Below are 15,013 nucleotides of genomic sequence, written 5' to 3'. Positions count from 1 at the left end.
TGATCGTCAGGGACCGTGCCCCTCCAGCGGCTCGCGGAGGACGCGGGACACCGTCGCCCAGGAGGTCCGCGCGGGGGCGGCCTTGCCGGTGTCGTACTGGCCGGTCTTCATCAGCGCGACCATCTCATCGGAGGGCCCCGCCGCCCTGAGGTTCACCTTGCAGCCGGTCTGTCGGGTGGACGCCATCGCCCACCCGGCGAACGTCGTGGCTTTGACCGGCGCCGCCGTATCTGGCGGCGGCAGGTCTGGAACGGGCTTGTACCGCTTGGACGTTCGGTCAGCATGGTGATGATGGCGGGTCTGTTGTTCATGGCACTACTGGTGATCGTTCCGTTCACACTGGCTTCGGTCCGGCAGATGGTCCTGCGATCCGGCCGCCCGGGCTGGCTCTGCCGCCGCCTGACCGCCCGCAGGCCAGGCAGCGGGCTCGGCCTCGGCGCCACCGCTACCGAGGAGTTGCACGCCTTCTTCAACGCCAACAAACGCGTGCAGATCGAGCAGCGACAGGCTCAACTGGTCCTGCGGGACGATGACCAGGCCGGCGCCCCGCCCCGCGTAGGCGTCGACTTGGGCAACGGCACCGCCGTCATTGGCAAGCGAAGGTAGACGCACCGCACCGCACCGCCAAGCCGTGCGTGATCCCGCCCGACACGAGATCCACTTTCGCAACAGGCCCTAGCCTGCTGTGGTGACGATCGAGTTGACGATGCTGTCGACGGTCTCCTGCCGGGGGCAGGAGATCACCGCGCCGGGGGTGCGTGGGTTGCTGGCGCTGTTGGCGGGGGAGGTGCGGGGCGGGAGCAGCAGCGGGCGGTTGGTCGAGGGGCTGTGGCCGGAGGAGCAGCCGGAGAGGCCCGGGAAGGCGCTGCAGGTCCTGGTGTCGCGGGCGCGGGCGAGGCTCGGGGCCGACCTGATCGTCAGCACGCCGACCGGGTACCGGCTGGGGCTCGGTGAGGAACAGGTCGACGCCTCCGCCGTGCTGCTGTACGCGGCCGCGTGCGCCGAGAAGGCGCGGGCCGGGGACCACGCGGGGGCGCTCGCCGAGGCCGAGGCGGGGCTCGATCTCTGGGACGGCGCAGGGCCCTCGGAGCCGGCCGACGCGGACCCGGTGGCCGCGCTGCGGGCCGAACGGGCCGTCACCCACCGGGCGCTCACCCGGGCCCGGGCACTCGCGCTGGCCAGGACCGGGCGCCACGCGGAGGCCGCCGAAGCGCTCGCCGCCCTGTTCGCCGGGCAGCCCAGGGACGAGGAACTGCTGCTGGAACTGCTGCGTTGCGAGGCCCGCACCGTCGGATCGGCCGCCGCACTGGCCCGGTACGACGACTACCGTCGCGGGCTGCGGGACGCGCTCGGCACCGACCCGGGCCCGCATCTGCGCGCCCTGCACCAGGAGTTGCTGCGTGGCGAGGCGGCCCCGGTGCGGCGCGGGGTGCCGCACGAGCCGAACGCGCTGCTCGGCCGGGCCACCGACCTCGCCGCCGTGGCACGGCTGTTGGACGGCTCCCGGGTCGTCTCGGTGGTGGGCCCCGGCGGGCTCGGCAAGACCCGGCTGGCCGCCGCCGTGGCCCGGAACGCGCCACAGCGGCTGGTGTACCTGGTGGAGCTCGCCGGTGTCGCCGCCGACGCGGATGTGGCCGGGGAGGTCGCCGCGGCCCTCGGGGTGGCCCCGGTGCCCGAGCCGTCGGCCGGGATCGCCGCCGCCCTCGGCCCCGGGCCCGCCCTGCTCGTCCTGGACAATTGCGAGCAGGTGGTGCGCGGCGTGGCCGAGCTCGTCCATGCGCTGGTCGGCGCCTCCCGCGACCTGCGGGTGCTCACCACCAGCCGCGCGCCGCTCGCCATCTCCGCCGAATCCGTCTACCTGCTGCCGGAGTTGGACCAGGCCACCACCGTCGAGCTGTTCACCCAGCGGGCCCGTGCGGCCCGCCCCGGCGTCGACCTGCCCGTCGGGCCGGTCGCGGAGCTGTGCGACCGGCTGGACGGCCTGCCGCTCGCGGTGGAACTGGCCGCGGCCCGGGTGCGGGTGATGTCGGCGGCCGAGATCGCCGGACGGCTCGCGGACCGGTTCGCCCTGCTGCGCGGCGGGGCCCGGGACGCGCCGCAGCGCCACCGCACCCTGCAGGCGGTCGTCGACTGGAGCTGGAACCTGCTCGAACCGCAGGGCCGGGCGGCGCTGCGCGCCCTGTCCGTCTTCCCCGGCGGCTTCACCGCGGAGGCGGCCGAACACCTGCTGGGCGGCCCGGACCCCTTCGCCGGCCCCGACCCTTTCGCCGGCCCCGACTCCTTCGACGGCCCCGACGTGCTGGCCCTCCTGGAGGACCTGGTCGACCAGTCGCTGCTGAGGCTGGCCGACACCCCGACCGGCGGCCGGTTCCGGATGCTGGAGACGGTTCGGGAGTTCGGCGCCGTCCACCGCACCCGGGCCGGGGAGGACGAGCAGGTCGCCGTCCGCTTCCTGTCCTGGGCCCGGGAGTTCGGCCTCGCCCACCACGACGGGCCGTTCGGCCCCGGCGCGGCCGCCACCTGGCGGCTGGTCCGGGCCGAGCAGGACAACCTGGTCCGCGCACTGCGGCTGGCCCTCGCCGCCGGGGACGCGCCGACGACCGTCGCCACCGCCGCCGTGCTCGCCGCGCTGTGGACCACCGAGGGCAACTACGTCCGGCTGGTGGCCCTGGCCGAGGACACCGGCGGCCCGGTCTCCCGGCTGCGGCCCGGGCCCGACCTCGTCGGAGCGGTGCGCACCCTCGCCGCGCTGAGCACCGTCAACACCCTGCTCACGGCCGGCAGCGGCCTCGGCCCGAGCACCGGGCCGCTGCGCCTGCTCGCCATCCTGCGGCGGCTGCCGCCGGCCGCCCCCGACACCCCGGTGCGGGCGATCGCGGCCGTGATGGCGGCCGTCCCCGAGGTGCTCGGCCCGGACCGGACCCGGCTGGACGCGCTGTGCGCCGCGCCCGAGCCGCTGCTCGCGGGCGTCGCCGAGGCGGTGGCCGGCTACCGCTGGGAGGGCGCGCACGAGGTGGAACGGGCGATCGCCTCGGCGCGCCGGATGCTGGCGGTGTTCGGTCCGCTGCCGGTGCCCTGGCTGCGGGTGATGGCGCTGTCCCGGCTCGGCGAGCTGTACCTGCAGAGCGAACAGGGTGCGCGGGCGTTGCCGCTGCTGCGCGAGGCGATGGGCGCGCTGGACGAACTCGGTGACTGGAACGACATGCTGGGCCTGCGCTGGGGCATGGTGCTCGGCAGCCTGCAGGCGGGGGATCTGGACGGCGCCGAGCACTGGCTGGAGCTGGCCGTGCGGCACCGCCCGGACGACGCCGTCGACTTGCTCTCCCCGGAGCTCGGGGTGCGGGCCGAGATCGCGCTCGCCCGGGGTGAGACGGCGGCCGGCCTGGCGCTGTGGCGCCGGGCCGCAGGCCTGCTCGCCGGCGGCGCCGAGTCGGCCGCCGACCGGTCCTGGGAGCTGGAGCTGGAGGCCGTCTGCGTGGCCGCGCACGCCCGCGGCGGATGCCTCGACCTGGTCGAGCCGCTGGCCGCCGCCCTCCCGGACCGGCTCACCGGGCTGCTGCGGCCCGCGGACGCCCCGGCGCCGGAGCAGCAGCCGGCGGCGCCGCTGGTGGACGTGCCGGTCGCCGGGGCGCTGCTGCTGGCGCTCGGCCTGGCCGGACTCGACCGGGGCGCCCGGACCGGGACGGCGGAGCCGACCGCGACCGGGGTGCGGCTGGTCGCGCTGGCCGAGCGGTTCCGGTGCCTGCGCAGTTTCCAGCCGACCATGGGGTCCGTCGCGGCCCGGCGCGCCGCCGAGGAGGCCGACCCGGGGGAGTACCAGCGGGCGGTCGCCCGGTACGCGGGCCTCGACCGGGCGGCCCTGGCGGCGGAGGCGCTGGCCCTGGTCGGCGCCTGACGAGGAGACGGCGTCTGACGAGGAGACGGCGTCTGACGGGGGTCAGAGCCGTACCGGCAGCCGCAGCAGGTGGAAGCCGTCGGCCGGCCAGTGGCCGAACTCCAGCTCGTCCCGGCCGGCGCCGAGCGCCGCGCCGGGGCGCCGGATCAGCACCTGGTCCAGCACCACCGAGGTGACCAGCCGTCCGAGCGCCGCGCCCAGGCAGTAGTGGGCGCCGTGGCCGAACGCCAGGTGGCCGTCGCCGCGCCCGAACTCGCGGGCGATGTCGAGCCGTCCGGCGGACTCGCCGTACTCCTGCGGGTCGTGGTCGGCGGCGAGCAGGGCGACGGTCACCGGGTCGCCGGTGCGCAGCGCCGTCCCGGCGAACTCGAAGTCCTCGGTGGCGTACAGGGTGGCGCCGATCCGGACCATGGTGACGTAGCGGAGCAGCTCTGGGACGGCCCGCTCCAGCAGCTGTGGCTCGGCGCGCAGCCGGGCCAGCTGGTCCGGGTGGTCGAACAGGGCGAGCAGGCCGTGGGCGAGGAACAGCGCGGGCGGCGTGATGCCGGTGTTGATCAGCAGCACGACGACGGAGACCAGGTCGTCCCCGTCCAGCGGCTCCTCGCCCTCGTGGGTGCCGTGCACGAGTGCGGAGACCAGGTCCTCGGTGGGCTCGGCCCGGCGGCGGGCGACCAGCTCCTTCACGTGGTCGACGATGCCGATCAGACCTTCGGCCATCCGGCTGCCGTCGCCGAACGCGAAGTCGCGGATCCAGGCGCGGACCCGGGGCCGGTCGGCCTCCTCGACGCCGACCAGTTCGCAGATCAGGTGGGTGGTCAGCGGGTAGGCGAACTCGCCGAGCACGTCGGCCGGTTCGTCCTTGGCGGCGAGCTCGGCGAGCAGGTCGGCGGCGGTGCGCTCGACGAAGCCGCGGAGCGCGGCGATCCGGCGGGTGCTGAAGGCGCGGGTCAGCGGGGCCCGGCGGCGGGCGTGCTCGGCGCCGTCGAAGAGGGCGAGGTGGCCGGAGAGGTACTTGGCGTACTCGGCCGGGAAGGCTCCGAACACGGTGGCCATCAGCTCGTCCTGCGGGTCCGACTCCGCCTGGGCGGCGGCGATGGTGGTGCGGTCCCGGACCAGCCGGGGCTCGGTGAGCGCGGCCTTGACGTCGGCGTAGCGGGTGACCAGGCGGACCGGGGTCTCCAGTCCGGGCAGCACGACCTGGGGCAGTTCGGCCTGCCGGCGGAACCCGGCGTAGGCGCCGACCGGGTTCTCGACCTGCTCGGGGCTGAGGTGGACGGTGGTGGTGTTCATGGCCTCGGTTCCTCTCGCGACGGGCTTGCGTGCTCCGATGGCCCGGACTCTGCCGGAGCCCGCCTTCACCCCGGTTTCAGCGCGGTAGCGCCGCCCACCTCCAGCTGGGCGGCGCTGCGCATTCGACCACCCCCACTGGCCGCAGGCCGCCCGCACCCTGGTCCGCAGCATGCGGGGGCGGTGAGGCACCCCAGGAGCCACCGGCGGGCGTCACAGGGCCGTCACAGCTGCCGCCCCGCGCTTGCCCGGGTGGCGGGCGGGTGGGGATCGTGGGAGCGCGCACCGGAAGGGGGAGCGGGATGACCACGGTACGGCTGGCGTTCATGCGGCGGCGGGGGGACGCCGTCGGCCTCGGCTGCGTGCTGGCCCTGGTGACCGTGATCGCACTCGGCGAGACCGGCGCCGTCGGCACCGGGGGGTGCCTGCTGATCGCCGCCGCGATCGTCGCGGGTGCGGCCCTCGGCGGACCGCGCAGCTGTCGGCTCCAGGCGGACGACACCGGCCTCACCCTGGTACGGCTGTTGGTCCGGCGCGGCTACGGCTGGCCGGAGATCCGGGGCCTGGCCATGGAGTTCGACGAGGAGGCCGAGACCGGTGCGCACCGGGTCACCCTGCGGCTACGCCTGGCCGAGCCGCGCGGGCGGCACTGGGGGCCGTTCCTGGGCCGACTCCCGCTCACCGGGGACGACCGGCCGCGCGGCACCGAACCCCGTGCCCTCGCCGAGCTGTTCGCCCTGTTCGGGCGGCGGGGCCTGCCCGTCGACCGGCCCGAGTTCGCCGACGCCGTCCTCGCCGCCCACGGCCTGCCACCGCTCCCGGACCAGCCCGCCCCGCGGGTGCCGACCGGCCCCGTCCCCGCGCCCGGGCAGGCCTACGCCGACGCCCCGGGCATCGAGGACGAGCGCCGGCACCTCGACGCGCAGCGCCGGATCGCCACGGCCCCGCCCCGGCTGCGCCGCGAGTTCCTGCTGCGCCGGGCCGCGATGTGCGACCGGGTCGCGCTCCGGGGCGGCGACGCCGATCCGGAGCAGGTGGCCGGGGCCGTCGTGACGGCCCACCGGCTCGCGGAGCACGACCGGGTCACGGCCGACGACGACCCGCGCGGGTACGTCCGCCAGCAGTACCGGGCCTGGTGCGGCGTCACGGCGTAGGCGGTCCCGGGCCCAGGAGGCGGTCCAGCACTCGGCCGAAGACCAGCCGTCCGGCGCGGGCCACGACCGGGTCGAAGCACCCCGGCAGGCCCGCGATCCGGATCTCCTCCGTCCAGCTCACCTCCGTCCCGACGGCCGCGCCGTCCGGGGCGCGCACCCGGAGTTCGGCCCAGCCGAGGACCGGCCGGCCCCGCTTCTCCAGGCGGCACAGCCCGTCGCGCCCGGCCGCCGGGGCGGTCAGCTCGACGAGCTCCATCGGGTCGTCGAACCGGAACGGCCCGAGGGCGGTCCGGGCCAGGATGGCGTCCCCCGCCCGCCGGCCGGTGCCCCGGGCCACCGAGACCCGGGTGAACGGCACCCGCTCGCCGTGCCGCGGCCAGGCGGTCAGCCGCTCCCAGCAGACGGCCGGGGGCAGCGGCGAACGGCGGGTCAGGACGAAGCGGGCCATGCCTCAGCTTAGGGCGGGTCCGCCAGCAGGGGGGCCAGGGCGAAGAGGTCGGAGGGCCCGGCCTCCTCGGGGAGCAGCACGACCACGGGCGGGCGGGCCGGCGGGCCGAGCCGGGCGACCTCGTAGGCGGTGACGCCGCTGCCGGGTGCGGCGACCAGCGCGACCGGGGCCAGGGACTCCAGCAGCGGGGCGAGCACCGGGCGGTAGGCGCCCGGCGACGGCGGGCCGGAGGCCGGGCGGAGCACACCGAGGGCCTGCGGGCCGGGCCAGCCGCGCGCGGTGCCCGGGTAGCGGGTGTGCGGGGCGTCGGGCGGGGGCAGCAGCAGGACCCAGCCCGCGCCCGGGCGGGCGGCCCGGCGCAGTACCTCCAGCCGGACGGCCGGGCCCCGCTCCGCCGGGTCCGGGCCCGGCGGGTGGTCGGCGGGCCCGCCGGGGCGGGGCGCTGGGTGCCCGGCCAGGGTGGAGCGCAGCACCTCGGAGGTGCTGAGGCCGTTCGGCAGGTCGGGGAAGGTGCGCAGCAGGCGGGCGCTCTGGCTGAGGAGTTCGACGGCGTCCTGGTCGGCCAGCAGGGCGCGGTCGTGGGTGGTGGTGAGGACCAGCCCGCCGGTGGCGTCGTAGTGGGCCGCCAGTGTGATCGGGTACGCGGTGAAGGTGCCGGCCGGGACGGGGCTCTCCACGTGGATGCCGTGCGCGGCCAGGTCGGTCTCCAGCCGCAGGTGGTGCGGCGCGGTCGGCTGGTGCTCCAGGACGACCAGGCTGTGCGGGCGCTGCCCGCGCGGGGTGGCACTCCAGCGGTGCGCCTGCCCGGGGGAGACCCACTCGTACGCGGCGAGGTCGAGCACCTCGTCGCGCAGCGCCGCGAGCAGCTGGGGCACCGTCGTGCTCGGGTGCACCCGGACGGAGATCGGCAGCGGGTTGCGCAGCGCCCCGGGCAGCCGGTCGATGCCGTCCAGCGGGATGCCCCGGCCGGAGACCGTGACCGCGAAGCCGACCCGCACCGCCCGGGCCGGTCGGCGCTGCTCGGGCGCCTGCGCGGCGCGGTACAGCAGCAGCGCCCAGGCGGCCTGCAGCGCGCTGCTCTCGCCCGCCCCCCGGGCTGCCGCCCAGCCGCGCAGCCGGACCGCCTCGTACGGGGTGAGCCGGCGCCGGGCGCGTCCGCTGCCGCGCCGGGCGGGGTCGGGGGCGAGTGGCAGGACGGCGCGGGCGGCGGTCCGGGTGGCCCAGAACTCCCGTGCGGCGTCGCTTCCCTGGGCGGCGAGCCAGCGGGCGTGGTCGCGGACGTCGGGGCGGCGCTCGCCACCGGGCAGGACGCCGCCGGTCAGGTAGGCGCGGTAGAAGGCCTGCAGGAGCAGGCGCACGCTCCAGCCGTCCAGCATCGCGTGGTGGTAGGTGAGCAGCACCCGGGTGGCGGGCAGGTCGTCCGCGTCCTGCGGGCCGGAGTCGAGCAGGGTGGCACGCAGCAGGGCGGGCCGGCGCAGGTCGAAGCCGCGCAGCCGGTCGGCCTCCAGCAGGTCGTCCCAGCCGACCGCGCCGTGCGGGTGGCGGGTCACCTCGGGGACGGCCCGTTCGTGCAGCACCGTCCAGGGGTCGCCGCCGTCGCCGGCGGTGTCGTCCCAGTCGAAGGCGGCGCGCAGCACCGTCTCGTGGTCGAACACGGACTGCCAGGCGGCGGTGAACCGCCCGGTGTCCAGCGGCCCGTGCCAGTTCCAGGACAGCTGCTCGACGTGCCGCCCGCCGTGGTCGGCGCGCCCGATCACCTGGCGCAGCATCTCCCGTTGCAGCGCGCTGGTGGGCACCGTCACGGGCTCCGGCGGGTGCGCCAGTGCCTCCCGCAGCCGCTCCAGCAGCTCGGCGGCGCGCGCGGTGGGACCGGCGGCGAGCCCGACGAACAGGCGGCGGAGCCCGTTCCGGCGGTCCTCGGCCAGGACGGCCCGCAGCCGCGCTCCGGCGGTCAGGGCGCGTCCGAGTTCGGCCAGCACCCGGTCGAGCCCGTCGGGGCCGTCCACCGCCCGCTCCCAGAGCGGCTCCGACCCGTCCGGTACCCCGTCCGGAGAACTGCCCGGCATCCCGCCCGGCGACCCGTCCGGCATCCTGCCCGGCAACCCGGCGTCGGTCTCGTCGGGCGGCAGGACGGCGCGCAGCGCGGCGCGCAGCACCTCGGCCTCGTACCCGCCGTGGAGTTCGACCAGCAGGAACTCCGGGAGCCGTCCGCCCCCGCGCGGCGGCGACGACCGCTGCCGGCGGGGCGCGGTGCGGGCCAGCGCGGCGCTGACCGCCCCCGTGTCGAGCCGTCTCGGCGGGCGGGCGGCGGGCAGACAGGGCTCGGGCGACGTGGCGCCGGCCACCAGCAGGGTGACGGGTGCGCTGGAGAAGTGACGGTTCGTCATCGCTGATCAGCGGGCACCGGAGCCCGGTTCCTTCCCGTGGGCCGGCCAGGGTTGCGCCGGGGTTACTGGGTGGCGAGGCCGCCGCAGACGTTCAGTGCCTGCGCGGTGATGCTGGCGGCGGTCGGGGAGGTGAGGTAGCCGGCCAGCGAGGCGACCTCCTCGGGGGTGGTGTAGCGGCCGAGCGGGATGTGCGTCTGGAAGTGCTGGTGGATGGTCTCGGGGGTGGTGTTGTAGGCGGTGGCGTACTCGTGGTGGATCCGGGTGGTGTGCGGGGTGTGCACGTAGCCCGGGCAGATGGCGTTGACGGTGGTTCCGGTCGGGGCCAGTTCCTTGGCCAGCGCCCGGGTGAAGCCGATCACGGCGTGCTTGCTCGCGGTGTACGGGGCGCCGAAGGTGACGGCCTGCTTCCCGGCGGTGGACGCGATGTTGATGATCCGCGGGTGCGCGGTGCCGGTGATCCGGCCGTGCTTGAGGGTCTCCCGGGTGACCAGGAAGACGGCGTTCAGGTTGGTGTCGATGACGTCGTACCAGAGGTCGTCCGTGGTGGTGGCGGTCGGCCCGCCGCCGGTGCGGCCGGCGTTGTTGACCAGCACGGTGATCGGGCCGTGCTCGGCCACCACGTGCCGGATCAGCGCGCTGACCTGGGTGGGGTCGCGCACGTCGCAGGTGGTGCCGTCGGCCTGGTGGCCCTCCCCACGCAGGGTGGCCAGGGCCTGGGTGATGTCGTGGCCGGTGCGTGCGCAGATGAAGATCCGGTGGCCGCGGCTGCCGAGCTCGCGGGCGATGGCGAGGCCGATCCCGCGGGTTCCGCCGGTGATCAGGGCCAGGGGTTTCTCGGGTGCGGTGGTCATGACGGGTCCTGGGGGTGAGGGCGGGGTGGGAGCTCAGGCCGGGTACAGGTTGTAGGTGGTCGGGTGCGCCGTGGTCGGGGTGTTGAGCGTGGGGTCGAGGGTGAGGATCGCGTGGTGCAGGTGTTGCAGGTGCGGGGAGGGCTGGATGCCGAGCTCGGTGGTGAGGCGGTGGCGCAGGTGGTGGTAGGTGGTCAGGGCGGTGGTCTGCCGGCCGGCCCGGTAGAGCGCGACCATGGCCTGGGCGTGCAGGCCCTCGTGGTGCGGGTGCTGGTGGGTGAGGTGGGTGAGCTCGGGGATGAGCTCGTTGTGCCGGCCGAGCCGCAGGTCGGTGTCGATCCGGCGTTCCAGGGTGATCAGCCGGCTCTCCTCCAGGCGCATGATCTCGATGGCGAGGATCGGTCCGGGCCGCACGTCGACCAGCGCGGGGCCGTGCCAGAGCGCGAGGGCCTGCCGGAAGTGGGTGGCGGCCTGGTGGTCGTGGCCGTGGTTGAAGGCGTGCTGCCCCTGGGTGGTGAGCAGGCTGTAGGTGTGGACGTCGAGGTTGTCCGGGTGCGTGGTGAGCTGGTAGCCGCCGTGACGGGTGGTCAGGATGTCCTTGGCGGTGATGTGCGGGGTCGGCCCGAGGCCCTGGGTGATCCGGCGGCGCAGTTGCAGGATGTACGTCTGCATGGTGGTGAGCGCCTGTCTGGGCGGGTTGTCGCCCCAGATCTCCTCGATCAGGGTGGCGGTGGGCAGGATGCGGTTCGGGTAGAGCGCGAGCAGGGCCAGGATCTGGCGCTGCTTGGCGGCGGTGGGGACGACGGAGATGCCGTTGAGGTCGGCGGTGAGGGGGCCGAGGACCTTGAGGTGCATGGCGGTTCTCCTCTCGTGCGCGTGACGTCTGCTCGGGTGGGCGGCGTTCGGCCGCTTGTTCGGGTCAGGGGGATGGTGGGGCGGACGCGTCGCACCCTAGTTGCGTCAACGGGTGGGGGGCGGATTCCTCAAGTGCCCGTCGAGCGCGGTTCCGGGCGCTCTGGTGGGGGCTTCCGGGCAGGCCGGTGCGGCGGGGCGCCGTCGCGGACCGCGGGTGTCCCGCCGGGCGGGCCGGTTCCGGTTCCGGGTACGGGTCTTCGGACGGGACGCCGGGCACCGGGCGCTGCGACCGGGCGGTTCCCGCCGCCGTGACAGGCGGGGCGCCCGGCGCGGACGGGGCCGGGGAACGTACGATCGGCGAATGTCTGACATGACGGAAACCACGCCGGGTTGGCTCGCTCCCGAGGAACTCGAGACCACGCGGGCCAGGATGCCGATCCTGTACGTGGAGGCGGTGCCGGTGCGCGTCGACGACGCCGGCGAGGTCACCGAGATCGGCCTCCTGCTGCGCATCGGGCCGGACGGGACGGTCAGCCGCACCCTGGTGTCCGGCCGGGTGCTGTACCACGAGCGGATCCGCGACGCCCTGCTGCGGCACCTGGAGAAGGACCTCGGTCCGGTGGCGCTGCCCCGGATCCCCGCCTCGCTGCAGCCGTTCACGGTCGCCGAGTACTTCCCGACCCTGGGCATCACGGAGTTCCACGACCCGAGGCAGCACGCGGTCTCCCTGGCCTACGTCGTGCCGGTGGCCGGCGACTGCCGGCCGCGCCAGGACGCGCTCGACCTGGTCTGGTTCAGCCCGGAGGAGGCCGCCTCGCCGCTGGTGCAGCAGGACATGCCCGGCGGCCAGGGTGTGCTGCTCAAGCGGGCCCTGGCGCACGTCGGCTGCCTGGCCTGAGACCCGGTCGGCCTGCACCCGGCGAGGTGCGGGCCGACCGGGCTCCGCAGGTCGGTCGGCTCCGGGCGCGCGTCCCCGCCGACCGGCGTCGGCTCGGCGATGACGGCCCACTCGATCGGGTGACGGTCGGACCTGCCGGGAAGGCCGGGCGACGTCAAGCGGACTGTCGGACGTCCCGATAGAATCCGGCCGCTGTGGGGTGCGCAGGATCGGATGCGGGCCCGGGCGCCGGGGGATCCCGGGCGGGCGGGTGAAACCGCCGGCGCAGGCGCGGCCGGACGGCGGGTGCGTGGCATCACCCGGGTGGGCGCCCGGACCCGCCGGGGCACCGACGCCCCGCAGGCCCCGAACCGCGCGCCGGGCGGCCGTCCCGAGCCCTCGCGGGTCGCCGCGCGCGGGTTGCCGCGCGCGGGTGTCTGCCCAAGCATGGGTGAACGTGATCGGCGGTCGCGCGCAGCGGGGCCGCCCTACCGAGCGGAGCCGGACGTGGCCCCTTACCTCGAAACCGATCAGGACGCCCTGGTGGCGAGCGCACTCGCCGGATTCGCCCGGGCCCACCCATCGCTCGTCGTCCACGACCCCGACCTCGGCTTCGTCCGGGCCCGTGACCGGGCGCCCGGGCGCCGGGTCGGACTGCTCTCCGGCGGAGGCTCGGGGCACGAGCCGATGCACGTCGGATTCGTCGGCCGGGGCATGCTGGACGCCGCCTGCCCGGGCCGGATCTTCGCCTCGCCGCACAACCGGCAGATCTTCGAGGCCTCGCGCGCGGTCGCCGGCGAGGACGGCGTCCTGCACATCGTGAAGAACTACACCGGCGACCGGATCAACTTCGGCATCGCGGCCGAACGGCTGCACCGCCAGGGCATACCGTGCGCCAGAGTCCTGGTGGACGACGACCTCGCCTCCGACTCCGAGTCCGTCGCCGCCGGCCGGCGCGGGACGGCGGCCACCGTCCTGGTGCAGAAGATCCTCGGGGCGGCCGCCGACCGAGGGCTCGGCCTAACGGAACTCGCGTCGCTGGGAAGCGCGTTGGCCGGACGGTGCCGCAGCATCGCGGTGGCCGGCGCCGCGCACACCTCCCCGGCCACCGGTCGGCCGGCCTTCGACGTGCTGGAGCACCTGGTCGAGTTCGGTGTCGGCATCCACGGTGAACGGGCCGAACTCTCCCTGGAGCGCGAGCCGCTGGGCGTCCTGGTGGGGCGGATGGCGCTGCGCCTGCTGGAGTCGCTGCGGCCGGCGCGGGCCCCCCTCGTCGCGCTGGTGAACGGCCTGGGGGCGACGACCAGCCTGGAGCTGTACGCGGTCCTGAACGAACTGGCCGCCGTCCTGGACACGGGCGGACGCCGCCTGGAGCGCGCCCTGGTGGGCGACTACGTCACCGCGCTCGACATGCGGGGGTTCTCGATCACCCTGCTCGCCGCCGACGAACAGACGCTCGCGCTGCTCGACGCCCCCGCGTACACGGCGGCTTGGCCGGTCGCGGAGTCGGCGCCGGCCCCCGGTCACCAGGAGGTCAGGAGATGACGGGCACAAAGGCATTCGACGGCGTCTTCACGGCCGGCTGGATGCGGCGGTTCGCCGAGGCCGTCGCCGCCACCGAGGAGGAGCTCACCCGGTTCGACCAGGCCGCGGGGGACGGCGACTTCGGCGTCAACCTGCTCACCGGCGTCCGGTGTGCGCTGGCCGCGCTGGACCGGCTGCCGCCGGGGCGTCAGGCCGCGGCCGTACCGCTGGCCGCGGCGGCGGGCGCGTTCCTGGACGAGGTCGGCGGGACGAGCGGGCCGCTCTTCGGCCTGGTGCTCCAGGAACTGGCGGCGGCCGCCGGCACCGGCCCGCTGACCGGACCGGCCCTGGCCCGAGGGGTGACGGCGGCGCTGGAGGCCGTCCAACGGGTGGGGGAGGCGCGGCCGGGTGACAAGACACTCGTCGATGCCCTGCACCCGGCCGCGCTGGCCCTGCGCGGTTGCGCTCCCGGGGCCCGACCGGACGACTGCCTCGCGATGGCCGCCGCCGCGGCGGCCGCGGGCGTCCGCCGGACCAGGGCGCTGCGGGCCCGCCGCGGTCGGGCCAGCTACCTCGGGGAACGGGCCTCGGGGGTCCCCGACCCGGGTGCCGTGGGCATCGCGCTGCTCTTCGCCTCGGCCGGCGGGGTGCCGCGGACGCTGGACGTCGTACTGCTCGACGACACCGCGCCCACCGAGGCCCCGGCCGGCGGACCCGATCCGCTGTGGGGCCCCGAACCGGCCCCCGCGGGCCCGTGACCGCCGGGCCTTTGACGGCCGGGCCCGTGACCGCCGGGCCTTTGACGGCCGGGCCCGTGACCGCCGGGCCTTTGACGGCCGCGCCCGCAAGCGCCGGGCTGTCGACGGCCGGGCCCGTGGCCGTGGGGCCCGTGATCGCCGGGCCCGTGACCGCCCGGCCCGGCCGTACGGTGCCCGGCTTCGGCCCGGGTGGTGCTCAGCCGGTGAGGGCGAGAGCGCTCCGGCGCCGGGCCCAGTCGAGCAGCCCCGGCTCGTCCAGGGTGGCGACCCACAGGTCGACCGCCTCCCGCGCCTCGGCCGACGGGTGCGGTCCGACGCCGACGACCCGCAGCCCCGCCTGGACGGCCGAGCGGATGCCGCAGTAGGTGTCCTCCACGGCCAGGCAGTCGGTGGGCTCGGCGCCGCAGAGCCGGGCGGCGGTCAGGTAGACGTCCGGCTCCGGCTTGGGCGCCAGCCCGTCCGCCGGGACCACGATGTGCTCGAAGTACCGGAGCAGCCCGGCGCCGTCGAGCCCGGCCTCGATCACGTCGCGGGGGCAGTTGCTGGCGACCGCCAGCGGGAGGAACCCGCTGAGCCGGCCGACCAGTTCGGCCGCGCCCGGCATGGGGGTCGGGTCGGCGTCGACCAGCGCCCGGAAGCTGACCAGCAGTCGGTCGGTCATCTCCGGCGCCAGCGCGGGATCGCCGGCGGTCTCGGCCATCAGCCGCCCGCAGTCCGAGTAGTGCAGCCCGGCCGCGCGCGCGGTGAAGTCCGGTCCGGCCGCGATGCCGAAGTCCCGCAGCACCTCCGCACGGGCTCCGTGCCAGTGCGACTCGGTGTCCATGAGCGTGCCGTCGCAGTCGAAGACGACGGCTGCAGGGGTCCAGTCGTTGATGCTCTCCACGGTCATGCCTACGCCCTTCAGATGGGATTGGCTTGTGGGATTCACCGAGCGCGCGTCCGGACGGGAGACGACCACGGCGTGGGGGCGGGGTCGGCCG

General features: G+C 76.1%; 13 protein-coding genes. 6 read left to right on the top strand and 7 right to left on the bottom strand.

What is annotated here, in order from left to right:
* Positions 1 to 6 precede the first annotated feature (6 nt).
* Positions 7 to 186: a hypothetical protein gene (locus P3T27_RS30245; protein WP_280684213.1), complete on the bottom strand. Its 180-nt coding sequence runs from the start codon at positions 184 to 186 to the stop codon at positions 7 to 9.
* Between the two features lie 96 nt (positions 187 to 282).
* Here P3T27_RS30245 and P3T27_RS30240 point away from each other — a divergent pair, with 96 nt between their 5' ends.
* Together P3T27_RS30240 and P3T27_RS30235 are read left to right on the top strand one after the other, a co-directional pair.
* Complete coding sequence (locus P3T27_RS30240; protein WP_280684207.1) at positions 283 to 606, top strand: DUF6191 domain-containing protein; 324 nt, start codon at positions 283 to 285, stop codon at positions 604 to 606.
* An 82-nt stretch (positions 607 to 688) separates the two neighbouring features.
* Positions 689 to 3,895, top strand: a complete 3,207-nt coding sequence (locus P3T27_RS30235) for a BTAD domain-containing putative transcriptional regulator (protein WP_280684205.1) — start codon at positions 689 to 691, stop codon at positions 3,893 to 3,895.
* A gap of 42 nt (positions 3,896 to 3,937) precedes the next feature.
* On the opposite strand, the gene P3T27_RS30230 is transcribed toward P3T27_RS30235, so the two are convergent.
* On the bottom strand, positions 3,938 to 5,185 hold the full coding sequence (locus P3T27_RS30230; RefSeq protein ID WP_280684203.1) for a cytochrome P450: 1,248 nt from the start codon (positions 5,183 to 5,185) through the stop codon (positions 3,938 to 3,940).
* A gap of 299 nt (positions 5,186 to 5,484) precedes the next feature.
* Between P3T27_RS30230 and P3T27_RS30225 the strand changes: the two genes are divergently transcribed.
* A complete protein-coding gene (locus tag P3T27_RS30225) occupies positions 5,485 to 6,336 on the top strand; it encodes a hypothetical protein (protein WP_280684201.1) in 852 nt (283 codons plus the stop codon).
* Here the strand turns inward: P3T27_RS30225 and P3T27_RS30220 are convergent.
* From P3T27_RS30220 to P3T27_RS30205, 4 genes are all read right to left on the bottom strand, one after another.
* Positions 6,326 to 6,784 carry an SRPBCC family protein gene (locus P3T27_RS30220; RefSeq protein ID WP_280684199.1) on the bottom strand — a complete coding sequence of 153 codons (459 nt, stop codon included), beginning with the start codon at positions 6,782 to 6,784 and terminating at the stop codon, positions 6,326 to 6,328. The genes P3T27_RS30225 and P3T27_RS30220 overlap by 11 nt on opposite strands.
* Before the next feature lie 8 nt (positions 6,785 to 6,792).
* Positions 6,793 to 9,171: a condensation domain-containing protein gene (locus tag P3T27_RS30215; RefSeq protein WP_280684197.1), complete on the bottom strand. Its 2,379-nt coding sequence runs from the start codon at positions 9,169 to 9,171 to the stop codon at positions 6,793 to 6,795.
* A 62-nt stretch (positions 9,172 to 9,233) separates the two neighbouring features.
* On the bottom strand, positions 9,234 to 10,022 hold the full coding sequence (locus P3T27_RS30210) for an SDR family NAD(P)-dependent oxidoreductase (protein ID WP_280684196.1): 789 nt from the start codon (positions 10,020 to 10,022) through the stop codon (positions 9,234 to 9,236).
* A gap of 33 nt (positions 10,023 to 10,055) precedes the next feature.
* A complete protein-coding gene (locus P3T27_RS30205; protein WP_280684194.1) occupies positions 10,056 to 10,874 on the bottom strand; it encodes an AfsR/SARP family transcriptional regulator in 819 nt (272 codons plus the stop codon).
* 370 nt (positions 10,875 to 11,244) lie between these two features.
* Between P3T27_RS30205 and P3T27_RS30200 the strand changes: the two genes are divergently transcribed.
* From P3T27_RS30200 to P3T27_RS30190, 3 genes are all read left to right on the top strand, one after another.
* Positions 11,245 to 11,772, top strand: a complete 528-nt coding sequence (locus P3T27_RS30200; RefSeq protein WP_280684290.1) for an NUDIX hydrolase family protein — start codon at positions 11,245 to 11,247, stop codon at positions 11,770 to 11,772.
* A 486-nt stretch (positions 11,773 to 12,258) separates the two neighbouring features.
* Positions 12,259 to 13,296 carry a dihydroxyacetone kinase subunit DhaK gene (locus P3T27_RS30195; protein WP_280684193.1) on the top strand — a complete coding sequence of 346 codons (1,038 nt, stop codon included), beginning with the start codon at positions 12,259 to 12,261 and terminating at the stop codon, positions 13,294 to 13,296.
* Positions 13,293 to 14,033 carry a DAK2 domain-containing protein gene (locus P3T27_RS30190; protein WP_280684191.1) on the top strand — a complete coding sequence of 247 codons (741 nt, stop codon included), beginning with the start codon at positions 13,293 to 13,295 and terminating at the stop codon, positions 14,031 to 14,033. Before P3T27_RS30195 ends, P3T27_RS30190 begins: the two co-directional genes overlap by 4 nt.
* A 196-nt stretch (positions 14,034 to 14,229) precedes the next feature.
* On the opposite strand, the gene P3T27_RS30185 is transcribed toward P3T27_RS30190, so the two are convergent.
* Positions 14,230 to 14,922 (bottom strand): HAD family phosphatase, encoded by a 693-nt coding sequence (locus tag P3T27_RS30185; RefSeq protein ID WP_280684189.1) that lies wholly within the window; start codon positions 14,920 to 14,922, stop codon positions 14,230 to 14,232.
* Positions 14,923 to 15,013: the final 91 nt, after the last annotated feature.

The sequence above is a fragment of the Kitasatospora sp. MAA19 genome (assembly GCF_029894125.1).
Taxonomy (GTDB): domain Bacteria; phylum Actinomycetota; class Actinomycetes; order Streptomycetales; family Streptomycetaceae; genus Kitasatospora.
This window is presented reverse-complemented; position numbering and strand designations above follow the sequence as displayed.

Bases quoted from the DNA above. Each gene is read 5' to 3' on its own strand.
- P3T27_RS30245 (WP_280684213.1), bottom strand. From the start codon at position 186: ATGGCGTCCACCCGACAGACCGGCTGCAAGGTGAACCTCAGGGCGGCG.
- P3T27_RS30240 (WP_280684207.1), top strand. From the start codon at position 283: ATGGTGATGATGGCGGGTCTGTTGTTCATGGCACTACTGGTGATCGTT.
- P3T27_RS30230 (WP_280684203.1), bottom strand. From the start codon at position 5,185: ATGAACACCACCACCGTCCACCTCAGCCCCGAGCAGGTCGAGAACCCG.
- P3T27_RS30225 (WP_280684201.1), top strand. From the start codon at position 5,485: ATGACCACGGTACGGCTGGCGTTCATGCGGCGGCGGGGGGACGCCGTC.
- P3T27_RS30220 (WP_280684199.1), bottom strand. From the start codon at position 6,784: ATGGCCCGCTTCGTCCTGACCCGCCGTTCGCCGCTGCCCCCGGCCGTC.
- P3T27_RS30215 (WP_280684197.1), bottom strand. From the start codon at position 9,171: ATGACGAACCGTCACTTCTCCAGCGCACCCGTCACCCTGCTGGTGGCC.
- P3T27_RS30210 (WP_280684196.1), bottom strand. From the start codon at position 10,022: ATGACCACCGCACCCGAGAAACCCCTGGCCCTGATCACCGGCGGAACC.
- P3T27_RS30205 (WP_280684194.1), bottom strand. From the start codon at position 10,874: ATGCACCTCAAGGTCCTCGGCCCCCTCACCGCCGACCTCAACGGCATC.
- P3T27_RS30200 (WP_280684290.1), top strand. From the start codon at position 11,245: ATGACGGAAACCACGCCGGGTTGGCTCGCTCCCGAGGAACTCGAGACC.
- P3T27_RS30190 (WP_280684191.1), top strand. From the start codon at position 13,293: ATGACGGGCACAAAGGCATTCGACGGCGTCTTCACGGCCGGCTGGATG.
- P3T27_RS30185 (WP_280684189.1), bottom strand. From the start codon at position 14,922: ATGACCGTGGAGAGCATCAACGACTGGACCCCTGCAGCCGTCGTCTTC.